This is a genomic window from Cellulomonas sp. NS3, assembly GCF_024757985.1.
Taxonomy (GTDB): Bacteria; Actinomycetota; Actinomycetes; order Actinomycetales; family Cellulomonadaceae; genus Cellulomonas_A.
On the sequence record NZ_CP103289.1, the window covers coordinates 3925554 to 3945919 of the forward strand.

The 20366-nt window shown below is 77.1% G+C and carries 21 protein-coding genes; 11 read left to right on the forward strand and 10 right to left on the reverse strand.

What is annotated here, in order from left to right; translation table 11 throughout:
• The first annotated feature begins 81 nt into the window (after positions 1 to 81).
• From NXY84_RS17745 to NXY84_RS17755, 3 genes are all read left to right on the forward strand, one after another.
• Positions 82 to 318 carry a hypothetical protein gene (locus tag NXY84_RS17745; RefSeq protein WP_258724349.1) on the forward strand — a complete coding sequence of 79 codons (237 nt, stop codon included), beginning with the start codon at positions 82 to 84 and terminating at the stop codon, positions 316 to 318.
• A 98-nt stretch (positions 319 to 416) separates the two neighbouring features.
• A complete protein-coding gene (locus tag NXY84_RS17750) occupies positions 417 to 1145 on the forward strand; it encodes a glutamine amidotransferase (RefSeq protein WP_258724350.1) in 729 nt (242 codons plus the stop codon).
• A gap of 164 nt (positions 1146 to 1309) precedes the next feature.
• Positions 1310 to 1822, forward strand: coding sequence for a hypothetical protein (locus NXY84_RS17755; RefSeq protein WP_258724351.1), 513 nt, complete (start codon positions 1310 to 1312; stop codon positions 1820 to 1822).
• Here NXY84_RS17755 and NXY84_RS17760 read toward each other — a convergent pair.
• Both NXY84_RS17760 and NXY84_RS17765 read right to left on the reverse strand, forming a co-directional pair.
• On the reverse strand, positions 1806 to 2081 hold the full coding sequence (locus NXY84_RS17760) for a hypothetical protein (RefSeq protein WP_258724352.1): 276 nt from the start codon (positions 2079 to 2081) through the stop codon (positions 1806 to 1808). The two genes, NXY84_RS17755 and NXY84_RS17760, sit on opposite strands and share 17 nt — an antisense overlap.
• Positions 2082 to 2236: 155 nt before the next feature.
• Positions 2237 to 2686, reverse strand: a complete 450-nt coding sequence (locus tag NXY84_RS17765) for an ATP-binding protein (RefSeq protein ID WP_258724354.1) — start codon at positions 2684 to 2686, stop codon at positions 2237 to 2239.
• Between the two features lie 196 nt (positions 2687 to 2882).
• Between NXY84_RS17765 and NXY84_RS17770 the strand changes: the two genes are divergently transcribed.
• Both NXY84_RS17770 and NXY84_RS17775 read left to right on the forward strand, forming a co-directional pair.
• A complete protein-coding gene (locus NXY84_RS17770; protein ID WP_258724355.1) occupies positions 2883 to 3872 on the forward strand; it encodes an aldo/keto reductase in 990 nt (329 codons plus the stop codon).
• A gap of 109 nt (positions 3873 to 3981) precedes the next feature.
• Entirely contained in the window at positions 3982 to 4239 is a 258-nt protein-coding gene (locus NXY84_RS17775) for a hypothetical protein (protein ID WP_258724356.1), read from the forward strand.
• Positions 4240 to 4284: 45 nt separating this feature from the next.
• On the opposite strand, the gene NXY84_RS17780 is transcribed toward NXY84_RS17775, so the two are convergent.
• The 4 genes from NXY84_RS17780 to NXY84_RS17795 all read right to left on the reverse strand — a co-directional run bounded on the left by NXY84_RS17780 (position 4285) and on the right by NXY84_RS17795 (position 7017).
• Positions 4285 to 4557, reverse strand: coding sequence for a PspC domain-containing protein (locus tag NXY84_RS17780; RefSeq protein ID WP_258724357.1), 273 nt, complete (start codon positions 4555 to 4557; stop codon positions 4285 to 4287).
• A 168-nt stretch (positions 4558 to 4725) separates the two neighbouring features.
• Positions 4726 to 5928, reverse strand: coding sequence for an RDD family protein (locus NXY84_RS17785; RefSeq protein WP_258724358.1), 1203 nt, complete (start codon positions 5926 to 5928; stop codon positions 4726 to 4728).
• Between the two features lie 40 nt (positions 5929 to 5968).
• On the reverse strand, positions 5969 to 6292 hold the full coding sequence (locus NXY84_RS17790; RefSeq protein WP_258724359.1) for a hypothetical protein: 324 nt from the start codon (positions 6290 to 6292) through the stop codon (positions 5969 to 5971).
• 29 nt (positions 6293 to 6321) lie between these two features.
• Entirely contained in the window at positions 6322 to 7017 is a 696-nt protein-coding gene (locus tag NXY84_RS17795; protein WP_258724360.1) for an HAD-IA family hydrolase, read from the reverse strand.
• Positions 7018 to 7471: 454 nt separating this feature from the next.
• On the opposite strand from NXY84_RS17795, the gene NXY84_RS21795 reads away from it, so the two are divergent.
• Both NXY84_RS21795 and NXY84_RS17810 read left to right on the forward strand, forming a co-directional pair.
• On the forward strand, positions 7472 to 10480 hold the full coding sequence (locus NXY84_RS21795) for an ATP-binding protein (RefSeq protein ID WP_309485021.1): 3009 nt from the start codon (positions 7472 to 7474) through the stop codon (positions 10478 to 10480).
• 81 nt (positions 10481 to 10561) lie between these two features.
• Positions 10562 to 11275 carry an alpha/beta fold hydrolase gene (locus NXY84_RS17810; RefSeq protein WP_258724361.1) on the forward strand — a complete coding sequence of 238 codons (714 nt, stop codon included), beginning with the start codon at positions 10562 to 10564 and terminating at the stop codon, positions 11273 to 11275.
• Between the two features lie 33 nt (positions 11276 to 11308).
• Here the strand turns inward: NXY84_RS17810 and NXY84_RS17815 are convergent, their stop codons facing one another.
• The 3 genes from NXY84_RS17815 to NXY84_RS17825 form a co-directional block, all read right to left on the reverse strand.
• A complete protein-coding gene (locus NXY84_RS17815; RefSeq protein ID WP_258724362.1) occupies positions 11309 to 11662 on the reverse strand; it encodes a GntR family transcriptional regulator in 354 nt (117 codons plus the stop codon).
• On the reverse strand, positions 11662 to 12147 hold the full coding sequence (locus NXY84_RS17820; RefSeq protein WP_258724363.1) for a hypothetical protein: 486 nt from the start codon (positions 12145 to 12147) through the stop codon (positions 11662 to 11664). Before NXY84_RS17820 ends, NXY84_RS17815 begins: the two co-directional genes overlap by 1 nt.
• A gap of 514 nt (positions 12148 to 12661) precedes the next feature.
• On the reverse strand, positions 12662 to 12865 hold the full coding sequence (locus tag NXY84_RS17825) for a DUF1918 domain-containing protein (protein WP_258724364.1): 204 nt from the start codon (positions 12863 to 12865) through the stop codon (positions 12662 to 12664).
• Positions 12866 to 13119: 254 nt separating this feature from the next.
• On the opposite strand from NXY84_RS17825, the gene ligD reads away from it, so the two are divergent.
• A complete protein-coding gene (ligD, locus tag NXY84_RS17830) occupies positions 13120 to 14235 on the forward strand; it encodes a non-homologous end-joining DNA ligase (protein ID WP_258724365.1) in 1116 nt (371 codons plus the stop codon).
• A 76-nt stretch (positions 14236 to 14311) separates the two neighbouring features.
• Here the strand turns inward: ligD and NXY84_RS17835 are convergent, their stop codons facing one another.
• Positions 14312 to 14632, reverse strand: a complete 321-nt coding sequence (locus NXY84_RS17835) for a DUF6191 domain-containing protein (protein WP_258724366.1) — start codon at positions 14630 to 14632, stop codon at positions 14312 to 14314.
• A gap of 101 nt (positions 14633 to 14733) precedes the next feature.
• On the opposite strand from NXY84_RS17835, the gene NXY84_RS17840 reads away from it, so the two are divergent.
• Genes NXY84_RS17840 through NXY84_RS17850 form a run of 3 tightly spaced genes read left to right on the forward strand, consistent with a single transcriptional unit; the run spans position 14734 to position 20356 of the window.
• A complete protein-coding gene (locus NXY84_RS17840; protein WP_258724367.1) occupies positions 14734 to 18756 on the forward strand; it encodes a TM0106 family RecB-like putative nuclease in 4023 nt (1340 codons plus the stop codon).
• Positions 18753 to 19439 carry a cell wall-active antibiotics response protein gene (locus NXY84_RS17845; RefSeq protein WP_258724368.1) on the forward strand — a complete coding sequence of 229 codons (687 nt, stop codon included), beginning with the start codon at positions 18753 to 18755 and terminating at the stop codon, positions 19437 to 19439. The genes NXY84_RS17840 and NXY84_RS17845 overlap by 4 nt, the downstream gene beginning before the upstream one ends.
• A gap of 2 nt (positions 19440 to 19441) precedes the next feature.
• Positions 19442 to 20356, forward strand: coding sequence for an alpha/beta fold hydrolase (locus NXY84_RS17850; RefSeq protein ID WP_258724369.1), 915 nt, complete (start codon positions 19442 to 19444; stop codon positions 20354 to 20356).
• Positions 20357 to 20366 lie beyond the last annotated feature (10 nt).

Sequence of the window (20366 nt, forward strand, 5' to 3'; positions counted from 1 at the left end):
CCAAGTGTGCCCGAAGGTCCGGTATCGGACTCCACCCGCGCCGCTCCTCACGGGTGTCGAAGCGGTTCCGATAGAGGAGGCATGACGATGTCGACGACGCGCGCGGGGAGCCCGGCCGCGGTGCCGTGCGCCGCCCGACCGTACGCGTCGCTCGTGCACACCGACGGCGCGTGCCGGTGCTTCGCCGGCGGGCCGCCGCCCGAGTACGCGGCCCCGCGCCCGCTCGGCCCGCGCCTGGGTCTCGTCGACGGCGGCCTCACCTCCGGCACCCGGTGGGTCCCCGCGGCGACGACGACGCGGGCCGAGCGCGCCTGCTGACGCCCGCCGGGTGACGTCCACCCGCTGACGCCGCCCGCGCCACCGGTGCCCGCGCACCCGCCCGCGCAGGTCCGCGCCCCCGCCCCTACGCTCGTGGCGTGCGGCCGTTCCTCCTGCTCGCGTCCCGCGCCGACGACCCCGCTGCCGACGGCGAGTACGCCGCGATGCTCCGCTACGGCGGGCTCGCCCCCGAGCGCCTGCACCGCGTCCGCATGGAGGCCGGGCCGCTCCCGCGGATCGACCTCGACCGGTACGCCGGCGTCCTGGTCGGCGGGAGCCCGTTCAACTCGGCGGACCCCCCGGAGAGCAAGTCCGAGGTGCAGCAGCGCGTCGAGGCCGAGCTCGCCCCGCTGCTCGACGAGATCGTCGCGCGCGACCACCCGTTCCTCGGCGCGTGCTACGGCGTCGGGACGCTCGGCGCGCACCAGGGGGCCGTCATCGACGGCACGTACGCCGAGGAGATCGGCTCGGTCGAGATCACACTGACGGACGCCGGCGCGGCGGACCCTGTGCTCGCGGGCGTGCCGCGGACGTTCGAGGCGTTCGTCGGGCACCGGGAGGCGTGCCGGACGCTCCCGGCGCACGCGGTGCTGCTCGCGTCGTCGGCGACGTGCCCCGTGCAGATGTTCCGGGTGCGCGAGCACCTGTACGCCACGCAGTTCCACCCGGAGCTCGACGTCGAGGGCATCGTGACGCGGATCGAGGTCTACCGGCACGCCGGCTACTTCCCGCCGGAGGACGCCCACCGGGTCGAGGAACGGGTGCGACGGGGCGCCGTCACGCACCCCCCGACCATCCTGCGGAACTTCGTGCGGCTCTTCGGGTGAGCGCGACGGGCTGACGAATCGATTCGAAACGCCCCTGCCGCATTGTTACCGATCGGTACCCATTGTTCCGGGCCCGGGGGCTGGCTAACTTCGCCTCGCCGCGCGCACGTCGCGGCGACGCGTCGGCGCGTACCGGCGCGAGCCGACCCGAGGAGCCCAGCACCGTGGTGACCCGCCGAGAGCTGTCGACCGCCTCCCGCGGCGTCCCGACCGTCACGCCGACGCCCGGACCCGCCCCCACGACGACGACGCCCCCGGGCGCCCGCTCCGCGACACCCGCGTGGCTCCCCGTCCTGCTCGGCGTGCTCGCGCTCGCCCTCGTCGCTGGCAGCGCGCTCGTCGTCGTCCGCGACGTCGCGTTCGAGTCCGAGGCCGAGTACGGCTGGGTCGTCGTGCAGGACGTCGGCGACGGCTCCGTCACCGCGGTCCAGGACCTCGACCAGGACGGCCCGACGCTCACGCTCGAGGTCCCGACGACCGCGGGCCTCGAGCCCGGTTCCCGGATCGCGGTCCGCTACGACGCGGACGACCCGTACGACGTCGTGCTGACCGACCGCCCCTCGCGGCTGCCGCTGCTCCTCGGGGCGGGCGTCGTCGGGCTCGTCCTCGCGGGCGTCGCCGTCGCGCTCGCGGCCCGCGTCCGCCGGGCCCGCAGGCAGGTCAGCCGCCGCTCGTGAGGTTCCGCTCGGCCCGCCGGTCCGCCGTCGCCCAGCCGTGCACGGCCCGCGCCAGCATCGCCCCGCCCGCGAGCACCGCGGTGACCGAGAGCGCCGTCCCCAGGGTCCGGAGCGCGGAGGCGTAGGACGCGACCGCAGCGGCCGCCCCCACACCGACCACGATGCCCCAGACGATCATGGAGCTCTTGGCACGCTCGCGGAGGGTGTCCGACTCGCGGTTGAGCTTCCACTCCGGCACTGCGGTCTCGTGCGCAGCCATCAGGCCCTCCTCGTCGGTGTCCACGGTGACGAGGAGGGCATCGGCACCGTGCGAGGGATGCTGAGGAGCGGGGCGCGACGGCACCCCGGCGCGCCGCGGGATTCACTCGGACGGGCGTCCAGGACGCGCCGGCGCGAGCGGAGGGGGTGCTCGGTCTAGCGCTCGGCCTCGGGGTCGACGGTGAACCAGACGGTCTTGCCGCCCGGCTCACGACGCTCGATGCCCCACGCGGTCGACAGCGCGGCGACGAGCGCCATGCCGCGGCCGCTCGCCGCGGTCGGGGCCGGGTGCAGGACGCGCGGTCGGTCGGGGCTCTGGTCGGTCACCGAGACCTTGACCGCCTCGCCGTCGACGCGGACCTCGACCCGGATCTCGCCGTCCGGCGGCCCGTGCAGCACCGCGTTGGCCACCACCTCGCCCGCGAGGAGCTCGATGACCTGGTTCGAGACCCCGTGCACGCCCGCCTCGGCGATCGACCGCATGATCCAGTGCCGGGCGGCGCGCGGGGCCGCGCGCTCCGGCGTCAGGACCAGCTCGACGGTGTGCGCGCGGGCATCCTGACGTCGCGCGCTCGCAGCGCTCCGCAGCTCCCTGACATCGCCCACCGGTCCACTGTGCCCGAAGGCGCGGGAGTTCGCCGGGTGAACAGTCGACCCGATCCGGTGAGCAGCAGCGCGGATCCGCGTCCGGGGACCGATCAAGCGTCGGTCACCCGCGGGTCAAGCGCGGGTGCGCTCGCGGCGCGCTCCGGGCTCCCGCCGGGGCGGGCACGGGGCCGCGCAGCGTGGCAGCCTGGACCTCATGACCTTCCCGCGACGACGCCTCGGACGCTCCGGCCTCGACACCAGCGCGCTCGGCCTCGGGTGCTGGGCCCTCGGCGGCCCAATGGCGAGCGGCGACCAGCCCCTCGGGTACGCGGGCGTCGACGAGGACGAGGCGACCCGGGCACTGCACCGCGGCGTCGAGCTCGGCGTGACGCTGCTCGACACCGCCGACGCGTACGGCGCGGGCCGCAGCGAGGAGCTGCTCGCCCCGGTGCTCGCGGCGCACCCCGACGTGCTCGTCGCGACCAAGTTCGGCAACACGATCGACCCCGCGACCCGGCAGCTCACGGGCGTCGACGTCTCCCCCGCGTACGTGCGCGAGGCGCTGCACGCCTCGCTGCGCCGGCTCGGGCGCGACCACGTCGACCTGTACCAGCTGCACACCCCGACGGCGGGCGCGGCGGTCGCCGAGGAGCTCGCCACGACGCTCGAGCAGCTCGTCGACGAGGGGCTCGTGCGCTGGTGGGGCGTCAGCACGGACGACCCCGACGAGGTCGAGGTGCTCGCGCACGCGCCGCACCTCGCCGTCGTGCAGATCCAGCTCAACGTGCTCGACGACAACGCGCCGATGCTCGCGCTGGCCGAGCGGCACGACCTCGGGGTGCTCGTGCGCTCGCCGCTCGCGATGGGCCTGCTCGGCGGGCGGTACGCCGCCACGAGCCGGCTGCCCGAGGACGACGTGCGCGGGCGCGAGCCCGGGTGGATGCGCTGGTTCTCCGGCGGCGCGCCGGCCCCCGAGATGCTCGAGCAGGTCGACGCCGTGCGCGCGGCCCTCACCGCGGACGGGCGCACGCTCGCCCAGGGGGCGCTCGGGTGGATCTGGGCGCACGACGAGCGCGCCGTGCCGCTGCCCGGGTTCCGGGACGTGCGCCAGGTCGAGGAGAACGTCGGGGCGCTCGCCGCGGGACCGCTCGACCCGGCCGTGCACGGGGAGATCGAGCTGCTGCTGGGACGCGGGTCGGGCTGACCCGGCGGGGCGGGTCCCGGCTCCGGGACGCGCTGACCGGCCGCGGGTCCGGCCGACGGCCGAGCCGGCCTGGTCCCGGGATGTCGGCGGCGTGCAGGACGATGGGCGGGTGCCCGACTACCTCGCCCGCATCACCGTCCAGGACGTGCCCGACGACGACACCCGCGCCGGCATGGCCGACGCGCTCGGCGCCGTCGACGACGTCGCCGACGAGGCCGCGCTGCCCGGCGCGCCGCTGCCCGGCCCCGTGACGTTCACGGTGCCGGGCGAGGCGCCCGACCTCGAGACGGCGACCGGGGTCGCCCAGCGCCACGCCGCGGAGCTGCTCGACGGGTTCGAGTTCGAGGTGGACGTCACCGAGCGCTGACCGCCGACCGGTCCGACCGCCGCACGGTCCGTGCGGCGCAGGGCGTCACGCAGACGGCGGCGTCGGGACGCCCGGTGCCGGGTAGCCGGCGTGCACGCGGGCGAGCTTGTCCTCGGACGGCATGAGGATCCAGAGCACCGGGTACACGATGAGCTGGCTGCCCGGGATCACCATGAGGACGAGCAGGAAGAGCAGGCGCGCGGGCCAGGGGTCGAGCCCGAACCGGCGGCCGAGCCCGGCGCACACGCCGCCGAGCACGCGGCCCTGGACGGGGCGGATCAGGCCGTCGCGGCCGAGGGTCTCGTGGATGCTGGTCACGGGGTTCACGTTCCTTCGTTCGTGGGGTGTCGCTCTGACACCTCCACGGTGCCTCCGACGCACCCACCCCCACATCGGGGACCGGCCCTGAGCCGACCCGGACAACGCCCTGACGCTGCCCTGACCGCACCTGAGCCGGTGCCCTGAGACGGCCCCGGGGTGGTGCGGTCAGGCGCCCCACCGCTCGGCCGTGCCCGTGCACGGGCCGGTGACCGTGCCGTCGGTCTCGCTCGTGAGCGTCCACTCCCAGCGGTCACCGAGCTCGTCGAACGCCTCCGGGGCGAACCGTGCGACGACCGTCGCGCCCTCGAGCCCGAAGTCCTCGAGCGGCGCCCCCCGGTTCTCGAGCTCGGCGGTGCCGTCAGCCGCGGCCGACACGACGTCGACCTGGAACGTGCGCGCACCGCTGCCGTCGGGCCGCGCGACCCGGAGCCGGTACGCGCCGGGGCTCGCGACCGCGCCCGTGCGCTCCCAGCGCACCTCGACCCAGCCCTCGCTCCGGGTCTGACGGCGCACGACACCCCACCGGCTCACGGGGCCCTCCTGGGCCGGCACCGCGACGCTGCCGCCCGCCGCCGGCCCCGCCGACCCGTCCGTGCCGGGGACCATGCAGTCGGACGTCACCGTGTCCGACGACGAGGCGGAGTACGGGCCGAGCTGGAACGCCGCCGCCGCGACGCACACCACCACGGAGGCCGCGACTCCCCCGCGCACGAGCCCGCCGGTCCACCACGCGGGCGTGCGCGCGTCGGCCCGCCGGACCACGACGGTCGAGAGCAGGCTGTCGGCGAACGTGCGGCGCTCGGCCTGCCACAGCGGCCGCAGGTACCCGACGTACACGATCGCGTCGAGCAGATGCGCGAACCAGCGGACGACCGTGCGCACCAGCCCGGCGGGACGCCCGTCGGAGTCGCGCACGACCGCGATCCCGGCGACGAGCTTGCCGGGCGTCGAGCCGACGTACGCCTGCAGCAGCACGAGCACGACGAACGTCAGCACGACCCACGGGCTCTCCCACCAGGACCCCGGTGCCCGCGGTGCGTCGATCCCGGCGGCGAAGAACGGCGCGGGGCTCGGCGCCGTGACCGGCTGGACGGCGAACGCGAGGTACGTGACCGCACCCAGGGCGGCCGTGTCGAGCAGGTGCGCGACGACGCGCGCGCCCCACGACGCGTAGGCCGGTCCGGCGGCGCGCGGCCACCAGGGGCGGGCCTCGGGCCGGTCGGGGTCGGGCCAGGCGATCGCGACGCCCGACGGACGCGGCGGCTCGTCGGCGGGCCCTTCGGTGTGGCTCCGGTCGGCACGCCCGTCGGCGTGCGCGGGCGTCGACGGTTCGCCGCCGGTCGCCCCGCCGCCCCCTGCGGTGGTCATGCGGTCATCCTGGCGCACGTCGGGCGCGCACGGGGGTGGATCAGCCGGTCGGCGGGCGCGGGATGCGGCCGTCGGCGCGCAGCGGGTACCAGCGGTTGCCCCAGCGGCGCGTGACCTGCGGCTGGTCCACCGTCGCGAGGTCGGTGACGCTGCGCGTGACCACCCCGGCGACGTGCAGCGCCGCGGGGTCGTCGTCGGCGGTGAACCGCACCGTGATGCGGGCGCGGCCGCGCACGACGCCGAGGTCGTACGCCTCGACGGTCACGAGCCCGCGCGCGGCGGCTGCGGCGGCGGGCAGCACGTCCTCGGGCGCGGTCGACCCCCGGAGGAGCCCGACGCCGAGCGTGACGCGGTACGAGGGCACGAGGACCGGCCGGTCGGGTGCAGGGCCGGTCAGGCGGCGAGGACCCGGACGCCGGCGCCGGAGACGTCGAGGCGCACGGCCCCGAGGTGCGGGACGACGACGTCGGCGGTCAGCGCGTCGCCGTGCGACTGGGTGGCGAGGGCGAGCGTCGCCGCACCCGCGTCGCGGCCCGAGGCGAGCCCCGCGGCGGCGTCCTCGACGACGAGGCAGCGGACCGGGTCGACGCCGAGCCGGCGCGCGCCGAGCACGTACGGCTCGGGGTCCGGCTTGCCCCGCGCGACGTCGTCGGCGGTCACGACCACGTCGGGGACCGCGAGACCCGACGCCGCGAGCCGCGCCCGGGCGAGGGTCAGGTCGCACGACGTGACGATGGCGCTGCGCCCGGTGCCCGCGAGCGCGGCGAGCGCCTCCGCGGCGCCGGGCAGCACCTCGATGTCCCCCGTGTCGGTGACCTCGAGCTCGACGATGCGGCGCAGCGCCCGGGCGCGCTCCTCGGGCTCACGGTCGGCGAGCAGCGTGTCGACGATGTCGCGTGCGGGCACGCCGTGGAACCGGAACTCGCGGGCGCGCACGTCGTCGATCCGGAACTCCTGCGCGAGCCGGGTCCAGCTGCGCACGACCGACGCGAGCGAGGAGATGAGCGTGCCGTCCATGTCGAACAGCACGGCCTCGAACGTCGCGCCGTCGAACAGCACGGAACCGGGGGCAGCGGTCGACAGGGGCATGTCCCGAGGGTGTCACGCGCCGCGGGCCGGGGCCGAATCCGCTGGTCGCACGGCCGGTAGGAGCCGCAGCGGGGCGCGCCGGCCCCCGGACGCCCGGCCGCACCTCAGACGCCGCACGGCTCGTCTGAGGTACCTCAGGGCCACCTCAGACGCGGTCCGGCGCCCACGACCCGTCGACCGACCGATCCGGACCCACCCCCCTCAGGACGAACGTGGAGGTCGTGCGGGAGCGGGTCCCGCACCACGGAGGAGGAGCCGACATGAACGGGATGTGGGGACCGGCGCTCGACGCCGAGGTGGCCTACCGGGCCGAGCAGCTGCACGCGGCGTCGCGGTCGGGCCGGGCGCAGGGGCGCGGGGGCGAGCGCGCCGACGGGGACGGCTCTCGGGCGCGGGTCCGCACAACCGCGCGGGTGCGCCCGGGCCGTGGGTGGCACCTGCCAGGATCGGGGGCATGGCACGCAGCGCGATGACCATCCCGTTCGTCGCCCGGGCCGACGAGGTCCGGCGGCTCACGGACGCGCTCGGGCGCGCCGGCGCCGGGCAGCCCGGCGCGGTGCTCCTCGGCGCCGACGCCGGGGTCGGCAAGACGCGGCTGCTGCGCCGCACCGCCGAGCTCGCGGAGCAGGCGGGCGCGACGGTCGTGACGGTGCACTGCGTGGACCTCGGGGAGATCGGCCTGCCGTACCTGCCGTTCGCGGAGGCGCTCGCGCGCCTGCGGGACCAGGTGCCGGAGGTCGTCGAGCCGGCCGTGGACGCCCGCCCGGTGCTCACGCGGCTCGTGCCCGCGCGGCGTGGCGCCGGCCTCGCCGCCGTCGGCGGTGGCGGGCACGCGGGTGCCGGCGGGACGGGCGCGGGTCGCGCCGGTGGCGAGCAGGGGGCGCCGCCGGAGGACGCGCGCGACCTCGGCCCCGGCGAGGACCAGGCGGGCCGGCTCCAGCTGTTCGACGGCATCGCCGCGGTGCTCGGTGCGGTCGGCCGGCCCGGGGCGCCGCTGCTGCTCGTGATCGAGGACCTGCACTGGGCGGACGCGTCGAGCCGGGACGTGCTGCGCTTCCTCGTGGCGCGGCTGCGCGACGAGCACCTCCTCGTGGTCGCGAGCTACCGGACCGACGACCTGCACCGGCGCCACCCGCTGCGCCCGATGCTCGCCGAGATGTCCCGGCACCCGCGCGTCGAGCGCATCGACCTGCCCGCCTTCACGCGCGACGAGCTGCGGGAGTTCGCGGCGGCGTTCGTCGGGCACCCGCTGCCCGAGGCGGACCTGCTGCGCGTCGCCGAGCGTTCCGAGGGCAACGCGTACTTCGCGGAGGAGCTGCTCGACGCACGGTCGGGGCCGGACACGCTGCCGTGGACCCTCGCGGACGTGCTGCGTGCCCGCCTCGAGCACCTCGACCCGGCGGTCCAGCAGCTCGCGCGCATCGCGTCCGTCGCGGGGCGGCGGGTGACCGAGCCGCTGCTGCGTGCCGTCGCGGCGGACCCGGAGGCGGGGTTCGGCACGTGGTCGGTGGACGACGCGCTGCGGGAGGCCGTCGCGCACCACGTGCTCGTCGGCGAGGAGGGCCGGATCGCGTTCCGGCACGCGCTGCTGGCCGAGGCCGTCTACACCGACCTGCTGCCCGGCGAGCAGGTCGCGCTGCACCGCGCCTACCTGCGGGCGCTGCGCGCCGACCCGTCGCTCGGGCCGCTGTCGCGCCTCGTGGTGCACGCGCTCGAGTCGCACGACCTCCCCGTCGCCGTGGACGGGTCGTGGCGTGCCGCGCAGGACGCGGCGTGCGTGCTCGCCCCCGCGGAGGAGCTGCGGCACCTCGAGACCGTGCTGCGGCTCTGGGAGTCGGTGCCGGACGCGGGCGGCCTGGTCGGCGTCGTGCGGGTCGACGTGCTCGAGCGGGCGGCCGACGCGGCGAGCCGGTCCGGGCAGGTCGAGCGCGCGATCACCCTCGCCCGGGAGGCCGTCGCCGCGGCCGAGGACGACCCCCGCCGCCGCGTCGGGCTCCGCACCGAGCTCGCGCGTCACCTCCTCGCGGCGGACCACGAGCTCGAGGCCCTGCGCAACGCGACGCAGGCCCTCGAGGACGACCCCGAGCCCCGCCAGCTCGCGTGGGTGCTCGCGACGCACGCGCGTGCGTCGCTCACGGCCGACCGGGACGACGACGCACGCGCGTCCGCAACCCGGGCCGTCAAGGTCGCGCGCGAGCACGGCGAGGCCGCCGCCGAGTCCGACGCGCTCGCGACCCTCGCGGTGCTCGTCGTCGACGACCCCGCGCACGCCGCCGAGCTGCTCGCGACCGCCGAGCGCCGGGCCCGCGACGCGGGTGACCTCGTGACGGCCCAGCGCTGCACGTACAACCTCGCGACGACCCTGTACTACGACGGTCAGCTCCGCGAGGCGTCCCGCGTCCTCGCGCGCGGGCTGGAGGAGTCCGCGGCGACCGGGCTCGCCTGGACGGAGTTCGGAGTCGCGCTGCGCTTCTTCGCCGAGCTCGTGCGCTACGCGCTCGGGGACCTGACGCCCCTGCGTCTCGGCACGGAGCCGTTGATCGAGCTGCAGCCCGGGCTCATGGCGGCGGTGGGGCTGTACGCGGCGGTCGCGCGCGGCGACGCGGACGCCGTCTCCCGCGGCCGCGCGTTCGAGCCGGGCTGGGAGCGCGACGCGCAGATCGCGCTGCTCAGCGGCGGCTGCCTGATCGACGCGCTCACCTGGGCGGGCGAGCTCGGGGACGCCGCGTCCGTCGGCCGGCGGCTCATCGACCACCTCGGGCGCACGTGGAGCGAGACCTTCCTCGGCGCCATCTGGCTCGCGGCGCTCACGATCGCCGCGCTCGCCGACGACGCGCACGGCCGCCGGCTCGTCGGGGGCGACACCGCGGAGCTCGTCGAGCACGGGAGCGCCCTGCTGGCCCGGGCGGCGCGGGTCGCCGAGCGCGGGCGTCCGCGCGGCGGGCGGCTCGGGCCCGAGGGCCGGGCGTGGCTCGCCCGTGCGCGCGCCGAGCACGCACGCCTGGCCGGCACCGACGACCCCGACCTCTGGCGCGCCGCGCGCGACGCCTACGCGTACGGGTACCGCTACGAGGTCGCCCGGTGCGAGTGGCGCTGGGCCGCGGCGCTGCTCGACGCGGGCGACCGCGCGGCGGCGACCGAGCACGCGCGGGTCGCTCTCGAGGAGGCGGAGTCGATGGGCGCCCAGCCGCTCGCCGGCGCCGTCCGCGACCTCGCGCGCCGCGGCCGGCTCGACCTGCCCGGCGTGCGCTCGGCCGGGGGCGACGTGCTGACCGCGCGCGAGGCCGAGGTGCTGCGGCTCGTGGCGCGCGGGCTGTCCAACCGGCAGATCGGCGAGGAGCTGTTCATCAGCGCCAAGACGGTGAGCGTGCACGTGTCGAACCTGCTCGCGAAGCTCGGCGCCTCGGGACGCACGGAGGCCGCGACCCTGGCGCACCGGCGGGGGCTGCTCGACGGGTCGTGACGCGGGGAGGCGGGGAGTGAGGCAGTTCACCCCCCGTTCGCGAACCCCCCGGGTTACCGTGGAGGTCGGCCCACTTTCCCCGTGCACCGCAGCACGCCTCCTCGAGAAGAGCCCCCCATCACGCGTCCCGTCGTCCTCGTCCACGGTGTCCGCACGTCGTCCGCGATCTGGACGCACCAGGTCCACGCGCTGGCGCGCAACGGTCACCGCACGATCGCCGTCGACCTGCCCGGCCACGGCCGGCGCGCGCACGAGCGGTTCACGCTGTCGGGCGCCCTCACGACGATCGACGACGCCGTCGCGTCGTGCGACGTCCCGCCGCTGCTCGTGGGCCTCTCGCTCGGCGGGTACATGTCGCTCGCGTACGCGGCGCGCCACCCGCACAAGCTCGCGGGGGTGCTGCTCGCCGGCTGCTCGACCGAGCTGCGCGGCAAGCCGCTCGGCGCCTACCGCCGGCTCGCGCACCACGTGACCGGCGCGCTCCGGATCGGCGGCGGCACGTGGCACGTCGTGTCGGACATGCTCGCGGCCGTGCGCGGATACTCGCCGCTGGCGGACCTGCGCCGCGTGCACGTGCCCGTCTGGCTCGTGAACGGGCGCCGCGACCCCCTGCGCCTCGACGAGCGCCGCTACGTCAGCGCCCGCCCGGGGACCCGGCTCACCGTGGTGCCGCGCGCCGGGCACGACGTCAACAGCCACGCCCCCGCGGCCTTCAACCGGGTGCTGTTCGCCGCGATGCACGAGCTGCGGCTGCCCGGGCCGGCGGTCGTCGCGCGCCTCGCGTCCGCAGCGTGACCCCCACGGCCTGAGCCGCTCGAGGCCCGGGCGTCAGGCCTCCGCCTCCCGGCGGACGACCCGCACCAGGTCCTCGACCGAGAACCCGAGCTCGCGCGCACGCCGCACGTACTCGCGCGCGGCGATCGACGCCTCACGCTCCCGGTCGGCGCCGCGCACCGCCACGAACGTCCCGAGCCGCCCGCGCGTCTCGACGACCCCTGCCTGCTCGAGCTCGCGGTAGGCGCGTGCGACGGTGTTCACGGCGAGGCCCAGGTCGTCGGCGAGCCGGCGCACGGTCGGCAGCCGGTGACCGGGCGGCAGCTCGCCGGCGACGGCCTGCGCCTCGAGCTGGCTGCGCACCTGCTCGTAGGGCGGCACGTGCGACGCGGGGTCGACGACGAGCATCAGCGCGCCCCGGCGGCGCCGGGCAGCCCGGCGGGGACCGCGGGCGCGGGCGGCTGCGGCCACAGGCGTCGGCGCACGTGCCCGCGCGGGTCGAGCAGCACGCTCGCGCCCGCCGCGACGAGCAGCCCCACGAGCAGGACGAGGGAGAGACCGTCCTGGATGGTGCCGACCTCTTCCGCGCGCGCCGTGATCACGAGCAGAAGGTACGCGCCCACGGTGAGCGGCACGGTGACGAGGTCGCGCGCCGTGCGGGCACGCAGCACGTCGTCCCACGCGAGCGCGAGCGGGGTGGACGCGGCCTGCCGGGCGCGCAGGAGGCGCGCGAGCAGCAGCTCGGTCCCGACGACGGCCGCGACGGGGACCCCGACGCCGAGCGCGACGAGCGCCCCCGGGAGGCCGGGACCCTCGCGCAGCGCGGCCGCGGCGGTGACGGCGACGCACACCCCGGCGAGGACCCACGCGCCGCGCCGCTCGTGCGGTGCCACGTAGTCCTCGACGACGGGGACGCTCGCCCGCGCGACCCGGGGGCCGCGGTCGTCGACCGCGCGGGTCGTCTCGCGCCAGGCGAGCAGACCCAGCCCGGCGGCGGTGCCGGCGAGAAGCCGAGGAGCACCGCGTAGCCGCGCAGGTCGCCGCCCGCGGAGCCGAGCAGCGCGGTGCCGTCGTCCCCGGGCAGCAGCGGCAGCGGCAGCAGCCCGCCGAGCAGGGCGCCGGTGGCGGCCCACCGCTCGCGACGGCGGGAGCGGGCGACGACGTGGGGCTCCGTCGCGTCGTCGAGCGGGAGGTCGACCTGGAGCGCGGTGCGGCGCACGGCACCCCGGACGAACGCCGGCACGAGGCTGTGCACCAGGAGGGCGAGCGCGCACACGGAGGTGAGCGTCGCGAGCACGAGCGTGGACCCCATGACCGGACTCCTTCGTCGTGGTCCGGACACGAGCGCCGGACGTTTTGTACCGCGTTTGTCTCACTTTAACGGTACAAACCTGCGACAGACAACGGTCAGGAGGTGGACCCGTCCGCGTGCCGCTCGACCTTGGTGTCCGGACCGGGGAACACCAGCGTGCGCTCCCCCGTGTCGGACCACTCGACGACGAACGGCGGCTGCCCGTCCGGGTGGCGCAGCTCGACGACGACGCCCTCACGCACGTGGCCGCCGACGACGGTCGGCCGGCTCACGATCAGGTCCCCCACGGCTGCTCTCATGGCACGTCTCCTCCCACGAGCGGGTGCCCTCCCATCATGCGCGCGCGGCGTCGCCCGCGGAACCTCACCCGGCACCACGCGGGCTTCCTCTCCGGGACGACGTGCCACGCGTGCGGGCCCGGCTCGTGGCGCGGACCGTGGCCCCACGGATCGCGTCCCCGCAGGTCCCGCCCGCGTGCGCCCGACCGCCGCGCGCACGGGCACACCGCCGTGAACCGGTGCGCCCGTGGGCGCCCGCGTCTACGGTGAGGCGCATGGCGCCGTCGAAGACACCTGCGGTCGAGCTCGAGGTCGAGGGCCGGACGGTGCGGGTCACCAGCCCGGACCGGCTCGTCTTCCCCGCGCGGGGGCTGACGAAGCTCGACGTCGTGCAGTACTTCGTGTCCGTCGGCGGCGGGATCCTCGGGGCGCTGCGCGAGCGCCCGACCACGCTCGAGCGCTGGCCCAAGGGCGTGTTCGAGGGGGCCCGGCTCTCGACGCGCACGGACTCGACGGGCGACGCGTTCTTCCAGAAGCGGGTCCCGCAGGGCGCACCCGACTACGTCGAGACCTGCACCATCGCGTTCCCGAGCGGCCGCACGGCCGACGAGGTCTGCCCGACCGAGCTCGCGGTCGTCGCGTGGGCCGCCAACATGGGGACCCTGACGTTCCACCCGTGGCCGGTCCTGCGCGGCGACGTCGACGCCCCCGACCAGCTCCGCATCGACCTCGACCCCCAGCCGGGGACCGACTACGCGGACGCCGCACGCGTCGCCCCCGAGCTCCGGTCGATCCTCGAGGAGCACGGCCTGCAGGGGTTCCCGAAGACGTCGGGCGGGCGCGGCCTGCACGTCTTCGTGCCGATCCAGGCGCACTGGACGTTCACGCAGGCCCGCCGCGCGACGATCGCCGTCGGCCGCGAGCTCGAGCGGCGGCTCCCCGACCAGGTCACCACGAAGTGGTGGAAGGAGGAGCGCGGGTCCAAGATCTTCGTCGACTACAACCAGATGGCCCGCGACCGCACGATCGCCTCGGCGTACTCGATCCGCGCGAACCCCCGCGCGACCGTGTCGGCCCCGCTGCGCTGGGCCGAGGTCCCCGAGGTGCACCCCGACGACTTCGACGTGCTGTCGATGCCGGGGCGGTTCGCGGAGGTCGGCGACCTGTTCGCGCCCCTCGGTCCGGACCGCAGCGGGCTGCCCGACGACGGGTGCTCGATCCGCCCGCTGCTCGACCTGGCGGACAAGGACGAGCGCGACCACGGGCTCGGCGACCTGCCCTACCCGCCCGAGTACCCCAAGATGCCCGGCGAGCCCAAGCGCGTGCAGCCGAGCCGCGACCGGGACCGCCCGTCGGCCGCCGCCGAGCCGGACGCGACCTCCGCCCCCTGACGCGACCGCGCGCCGGTCGTCGGCTGGCCGTCGCGCGCCCCCTCGGCCGCGGCGGCTGCTGTCCGCCGTGCCGGCCTCATCCTGCGCGCGGGTCCCCGGGCTGCGGCGGGGCCGGCCGCGTGATCCGCACGACGCCCGCGTCGAGGTCGACGTCGAACGGCGGCGCCTCCGACGGTCGCTGCGCGATGGCGGTCCGCTGGCGCTCGCGCTCCTGCGTCAGGTGCGTCCGGCTCGGCTGGAACACCTCGACGAGCTCGCCCAGCATCCCGGCGCCGACGCCGTCGCTCAGCGCGCCGCGCGCCCCGCGCACACCGCGTGCGCTCAGGCGCTCGAGCAGCACGGCGACGACGACGACCAGCACGACGACCGCCACGAGCACGCCCCAGCCGCTGTCCATGACCCGAGCGTACGGCGGCGTGCGGGCACAGCCACGGCCACGGCCGGACGGCGCCGGCACGGACGCGCCCGCACCGGCGCGGCAGTCGTTAGCGTCAGGGCATGTTCCTGCTCGACGACGGCGCCCCCGTGCTCAGCCCGAGCGACCTGGCCGTCTCCGCGACGTGCGAGCTCGCGGTCCTGCGGCGCCTCGACGTGCAGCTCGGCCGGTGGGAGGCCGTCGTGAGCCCGCCCGACGCGCTCGACGTGCGCACGTCGCAGCTCCGCGACGCGCACGAGCAGCAGGTGCTGGCCCGGTACCGCGCGCAGCACGGGGTGTTCGACCCGGCGACCGGCCGGGGTGTCGCGGTCGTCGAGCGGCCGCCGTTCGTGTGGGCGCGTGACCGGCGGGTGCTCGAGGACAAGCACGCCGAGACGCTGGCGCTGCTGCACGGCGGCGCGGACGTCGTCCACCAGGCCGGCCTGTTCGACGGCGGGCTGAGCGGCTGGGCGGACTTCGTCGTCCGCGCGGACCCGCCAGGCGGCGCGTGCACCGTCGTCGACGCCAAGCTCGCCCGCCACGCCCGCACCACGGCGCTGCTCCAGCTCGCCGCGTACGGGGACCTGCTCGCCCGGGCGGGGGTTCCGGTGTCCCCGCACGTGCACCTCGTGCTCGGCGACCGCACGGTCACGAGCCACCGGCTCGACGAGCTCGCGCCCGTGTACCGCGAGCGCCGCGCCCGGCTCGAGCGGCTCGTCGCCGCGCACCTCGCGCAGCCCGGGCCGGCGGTGTGGGGCGCGCCGGGCGTGCGGGCGTGCGGGCGCTGCGACGTGTGCGCGGGCGAGGTCGAGCGGACGCGCGACGTGCTGCTCGTCGCGGGCCTGCGCACCACGCAGCGCGCGCGGCTGCGCGACGCGGGCGTGCGCACGGTCGACGAGCTCGCGACGAGCAGCGGCCCCGTCGCCGGCGTCGGGGCGGCGACGCTCGACGCCCTGCGCGCGCAGGCCCGGCTCCAGGTCCGGCAGTCGCCGCCCGCGGGCACGGACGCTCCCCCGGCCGCGCAGGACGCCCACGGCGACGCCACGCCGCTCGGCACGCCGCTCGACACGCACGGTGACGTGGGGGCCGCCGCGCTCGGCGCGGACCGCGCGGACGACGCGCCCGCCGGGGACCGTGCGGACGACGCGCTCCGCGGCGACCGCGCGCCCGGCGCGCCGCCCCTGGTCTTCGAGCTGTTCGCTCCCGAGGTCATCGGGCTGCTGCCCGCGCCGGACCCCGGGGACCTGTTCTTCGACTTCGAGGGCGACCCGCTGTGGGTCGACGAGGCCTCGGGCGAGTGGGGTCTGGAGTACCTGTTCGGCGTGGTCGAGGCCCCGGCGCGTCCGGGCGACGCGCCCGTCTTCCGGACGTTCTGGGCCCATGACCGTGCGGCGGAGAAGCAGGCGCTGCTCGACTTCCTCGACTATCTCACCGAGCGCCGCCGGCGCCACCCGCACCTGCACGTCTACCACTACGCGGCGTACGAGAAGTCGGCGCTGCTGCGGCTCGCGGGCCGGCACGGCGTCGGGGAGGAGGTCGTCGACGACCTGCTGCGCGACGGCGTGCTCGTCGACCTCTACGCGACCGTGCGCGCGAGCCTGCGCACGGGCGCCCCGTCGTACTCGATCAAGAAGCTCGAGCCGCTGTACCGCGACGCCGCACGCGACGAGGCGGGGGTGACGACCGCGGGCGACTCGATCGCCGAGTACGCCGCGGCGTGCACGCTGCGCGCCGTCGGGGCGCTCGACGAGGCGCAGCGCCGCCTCGACCAGATCGCGACGTACAACCGGGACGACTGCGTCTCGACGCTCGGGCTGCGCGACTGGCTGCTGGCCCGGGCGGCGGGGCACGGCGTGCACCCCCGGGCACCGCTCGACGCCGAGCCGCTCGACGGGGTCGACGACGAGGCGCCCGAGCGCGACCCGCTCGTCACGACCCTGCTCGCGTACGCGGACGCCCCGGCCGACGCGCAGCCACCCCTCGACGCAGCGCCGGACCGGCCCAGCGGGACGCGCACCGGGCAGCCGTCCGCCAGGAACGCCCGCACCGCCGACCAGCAGGCCGTCGCGCTCCTGGCGGCCGCGCTCGGGTACCACTGGCGCGAGGACAAGCCGTTCTGGTGGGCGCACTTCGACCGGCTGAGCGCCGCGCCCGACGAGTGGACCGAGCGGCGCAGCACGTTCGTGGCCGACGAGGTGGAGGTCGTCGAGGGCTGGTCGATCCCGCCGCGCGCCCGCACCGCGCGCCGGGTGCTGCGCCTCGTCGGCCGGCTCGAGCCGGGCAGCGACCTGCGCGGCGGGGCGAAGGCCTTCGCGCTCTACGACCCGCCCCTCCCCTCGGCGGCGAAGCGCAGCGAGGGCGGCCTGCGCGGCTGGACGGAGCGGGTGACCGTGCGAGCCGTCGGGACGGAGGCGACGATGCCCGCGGGCGTGCACCCGGGGCTCACCGCGCCGGACGGCGCCCCCGACGCGGGCGCCCCGCCGGGTCCGGCTCCGCTCGACGCGCCCGCCCGAGGAACCGCCCGCGCCGCCGACCGGGCCCCCGACCGTGACGTCGTGCTCGTGGAGGACGCCCTCCCGTCCGACGCCGACGAGCACGACGCCCTGCCGATGGCACTCGGCCCGTGCGCCCCGCCGCGCACCGCCTCGATCACCGCCGCGGTCCGCGCGCTCGCCGAGGCCGTCGCGGCGCACCTGCCCGGCGTCCCGCGCGGGCCCGCGCTCGACCTGCTCCGGCGCGTGCCCCCGCGGACCCGCAGCGGCGCCCCGCTGCCGGGCGTGCGTCGCGCGCCCGACGGCACGCCCGACTACGTCGAGGCGATCACCGCGGCGCTGCTGGACCTCGACGACTCCTGCCTCGCCGTCCAGGGACCGCCGGGCACGGGCAAGACGTACACGGGCGCCCGGGTCGTCGCGGCGCTCGTCGCACGCGGGTGGCGCGTCGGGGTCGTCGCGCAGTCGCACGCGGTCGTCGAGAACCTGCTGCGCGCGGTCGTCGCCGCGGGCGTCGACCCGGACCGCATCGGCAAGAAGCCGTCCGAGGCGACCGACCCCGCCGCTCCCTGGCGGCACCTGCGCACCGACGCGCAGTTCGCCGCGCTGCTGGGAGACCCGCCCCCAGCCCCGTCCGCCGGCGACGGCGCACCCGCCCCCGGTCCGCGCACGGGGCCCGGCGCGGTCGTCGGCGGCACCGCGTGGGACCTCACGCACACCGGCCGGGTCCCGCGCGGCTCGCTCGACCTGCTCGTCGTCGACGAGGCGGGGCAGCTCTCGCTCGCGGACACCGTCGCGTGCTCGGTCGCGGCACGGCGGCTCCTGCTGCTCGGCGACCCGCAGCAGCTGCCGCAGGTCAGCCAGGGCGTGCACCCCGAGCCCGTCGACCGCTCGGCCCTCGGCTGGCTGACCGACGGCCACGACACGCTCCCGCCGCACCTCGGGTACTTCCTCGCGGAGAGCTGGCGCCTGCACCCGGCGCTGTGCGCGGCGGTCTCACGGCTGTCCTACGACGGGCGGCTCACGAGCGTGCCGGCCGCCGCCGGGCGCTCTCTCGAGGGCGTCGAGCCCGGCGTGCACCGCGTGGTCGTCGAGCACGAGGGCAACGCCGTGGCGTCGGTCGAGGAGGCCGCAGCCGTCGTCGTGCTCGTCCGCGACCTCGTCGGACGCCGGTGGCGCGACCCCGCCGTGCACGCGTCCGGGGCCGCGGTGGACCGTCCGCTCGAGGCCGAGGACGTCGTGGTCGTCGCGCCGTTCAACGCGCAGGTGTGGACGGTCCGGCGCGCGCTCGACGCCGCGGGGCTCACCGCCACGCGCGTCGGCACGGTGGACCGGTTCCAGGGCCAGGAGGCGCCCGTCGCCGTGCTGACGACCGCCGCGTCGTCCCCCGAGGACGTGCCGCGCGGCATCGAGTTCCTGCTCGACCGGAACCGGGTGAACGTGGCCGTGTCGCGCGCGCAGTGGTGCGCGTTCGTCGTGCGGTCGGACCGGCTCACCGACCACCTCCCGGCCACCCCCGAGGCGCTCGCGCAGCTCGGGGCGTTCGTCGGGCTCTGCGAACCGGTCGTGACCCCTGCCGGGGCGCACCCCCGCAGCGCTAGCGTGGCGACGTGAACCGTCGTCCGCTGCCCCGGTCCCTGCTCGGCGTCCTCGTGGTGGCGATCGGGGTGGCCGCGCTGCTCGACCAGCTGGGTCTCCTCGACGTGAGCCTCGGCGACCTCGTCTCGACGTGGTGGCCGCTCGCCATCATCGCGGTCGGCGTCGCGGCGCTCGTGACGGTGCCGCGTGCCTGGGTCGGGCCCGCGGTGATCCTGACCGTCGGCGTCCTGCTCCAGCTCGGTCGGCTCGGCATGCTCGACGTGAGCCTGTGGGGCCTGCTGTGGCCCCTCGCGATCATCCTCGTCGGGATCTCGCTCCTCACGCGGCTCGGCAGTCCCGGGACCGACGACGCGATCGTGAACTCGGTGGTCCTGTGGTGGGGGTCCGAGCGGCGCTCGACGTCCCAGGCGTTCCGGGGCGGGAGCCTCAGCGCGATCATGGGCGGGATCGAGCTCGACCTGCGTCAGGCGGCGGTCGTCGAGCGCGCGGAGATCGCGGTGTTCGCGCTGTGGGGCGGCGTCGAGATCACGGTCCCGCCGACCTGGCGGGTCACCGTGTCCGGGCTGCCGCTGCTCGGCGCGTGGGAGAACACGACCACCCCGCCCGCGGACCCGCACGCCCCGGAGCTCGTCGTGCACGTCACCGCGATCATGGGGGGCGTCGAGATCACGAGCCCGTCGCTGCTGAGCACGGACTGAGCGTGACGACCGCCGGGACGCGGCACGACGTCCGCCTGGCCGACGGCCGGACGCTCGCCGTCCACGACACCGGGCCGTTCGCCCCGGGCGGACCCGCCGACGCGCTCACGCTCGTGTGGCACCACGGGTCGCCGCAGACCGGCGCGCTCCTCGAGCCGCTCGTGCGGGCGACGCGTCCCCGCCACATCCGGCTCGTGTCGTACGGCCGCCCGAGCTACGGCGGCTCGTCGCCGCTCCCCGGCCGGGACGTCGGCTCCGCGGCGCGGGACGTCGAGCAGGTCGCCGACGCGCTCGGGCTCGGGCGGTTCGCGGTCATGGGCTCGTCGGGTGGGGGCCCGCACGCGCTCGCGTGCGCCGCCGCCCTGGGTGACCGCGTGACCGGCGTGGCGACCTTCGCCAGCCCGGCGCCCTACGCCGGGGACGAGGCCTGGTTCGCCGGCATGGCTGACGACGCGGCGCTGCGAGCCGCACTGCTGGGCCGGGACGCGCGGGCGCGCTTCCAACTCACCGCGGAGTTCGACGCGAGCGTCTTCGTGGCCGCTGACTGGGACGCGCTCGCCGGGCCGTGGGCCGCGATGAACGACGACGTCGCCCTGGCCGCGAGCGCCGGGAGCGACGGGCTGGTGGACGACGACGTCGCGCTCGCCCGGCCCTGGGGCTTCGAGCTCGGGCAGGTCGGGGCGCCGGTGCTCGTCGTGCACGGCGAGGTGGACCGGATGATCCCGGTCGCGCACGCCGACGCCCTCCTGCGCGGCTGCCCGCGCGCGGACCTCTGGCTGCGTCCCCGCGACGGTCACGTCTCCGTGCTCAGCGCGGTCCCCGTCGCGCTCGACTGGCTGCTCGACCACGCGCACGACGGGGTGGGCGACCTGTCGCCGGTGGACCAGCGGCGTCCCGGGCAGCCCGCCCCGGCCTGACCGGTCGGGT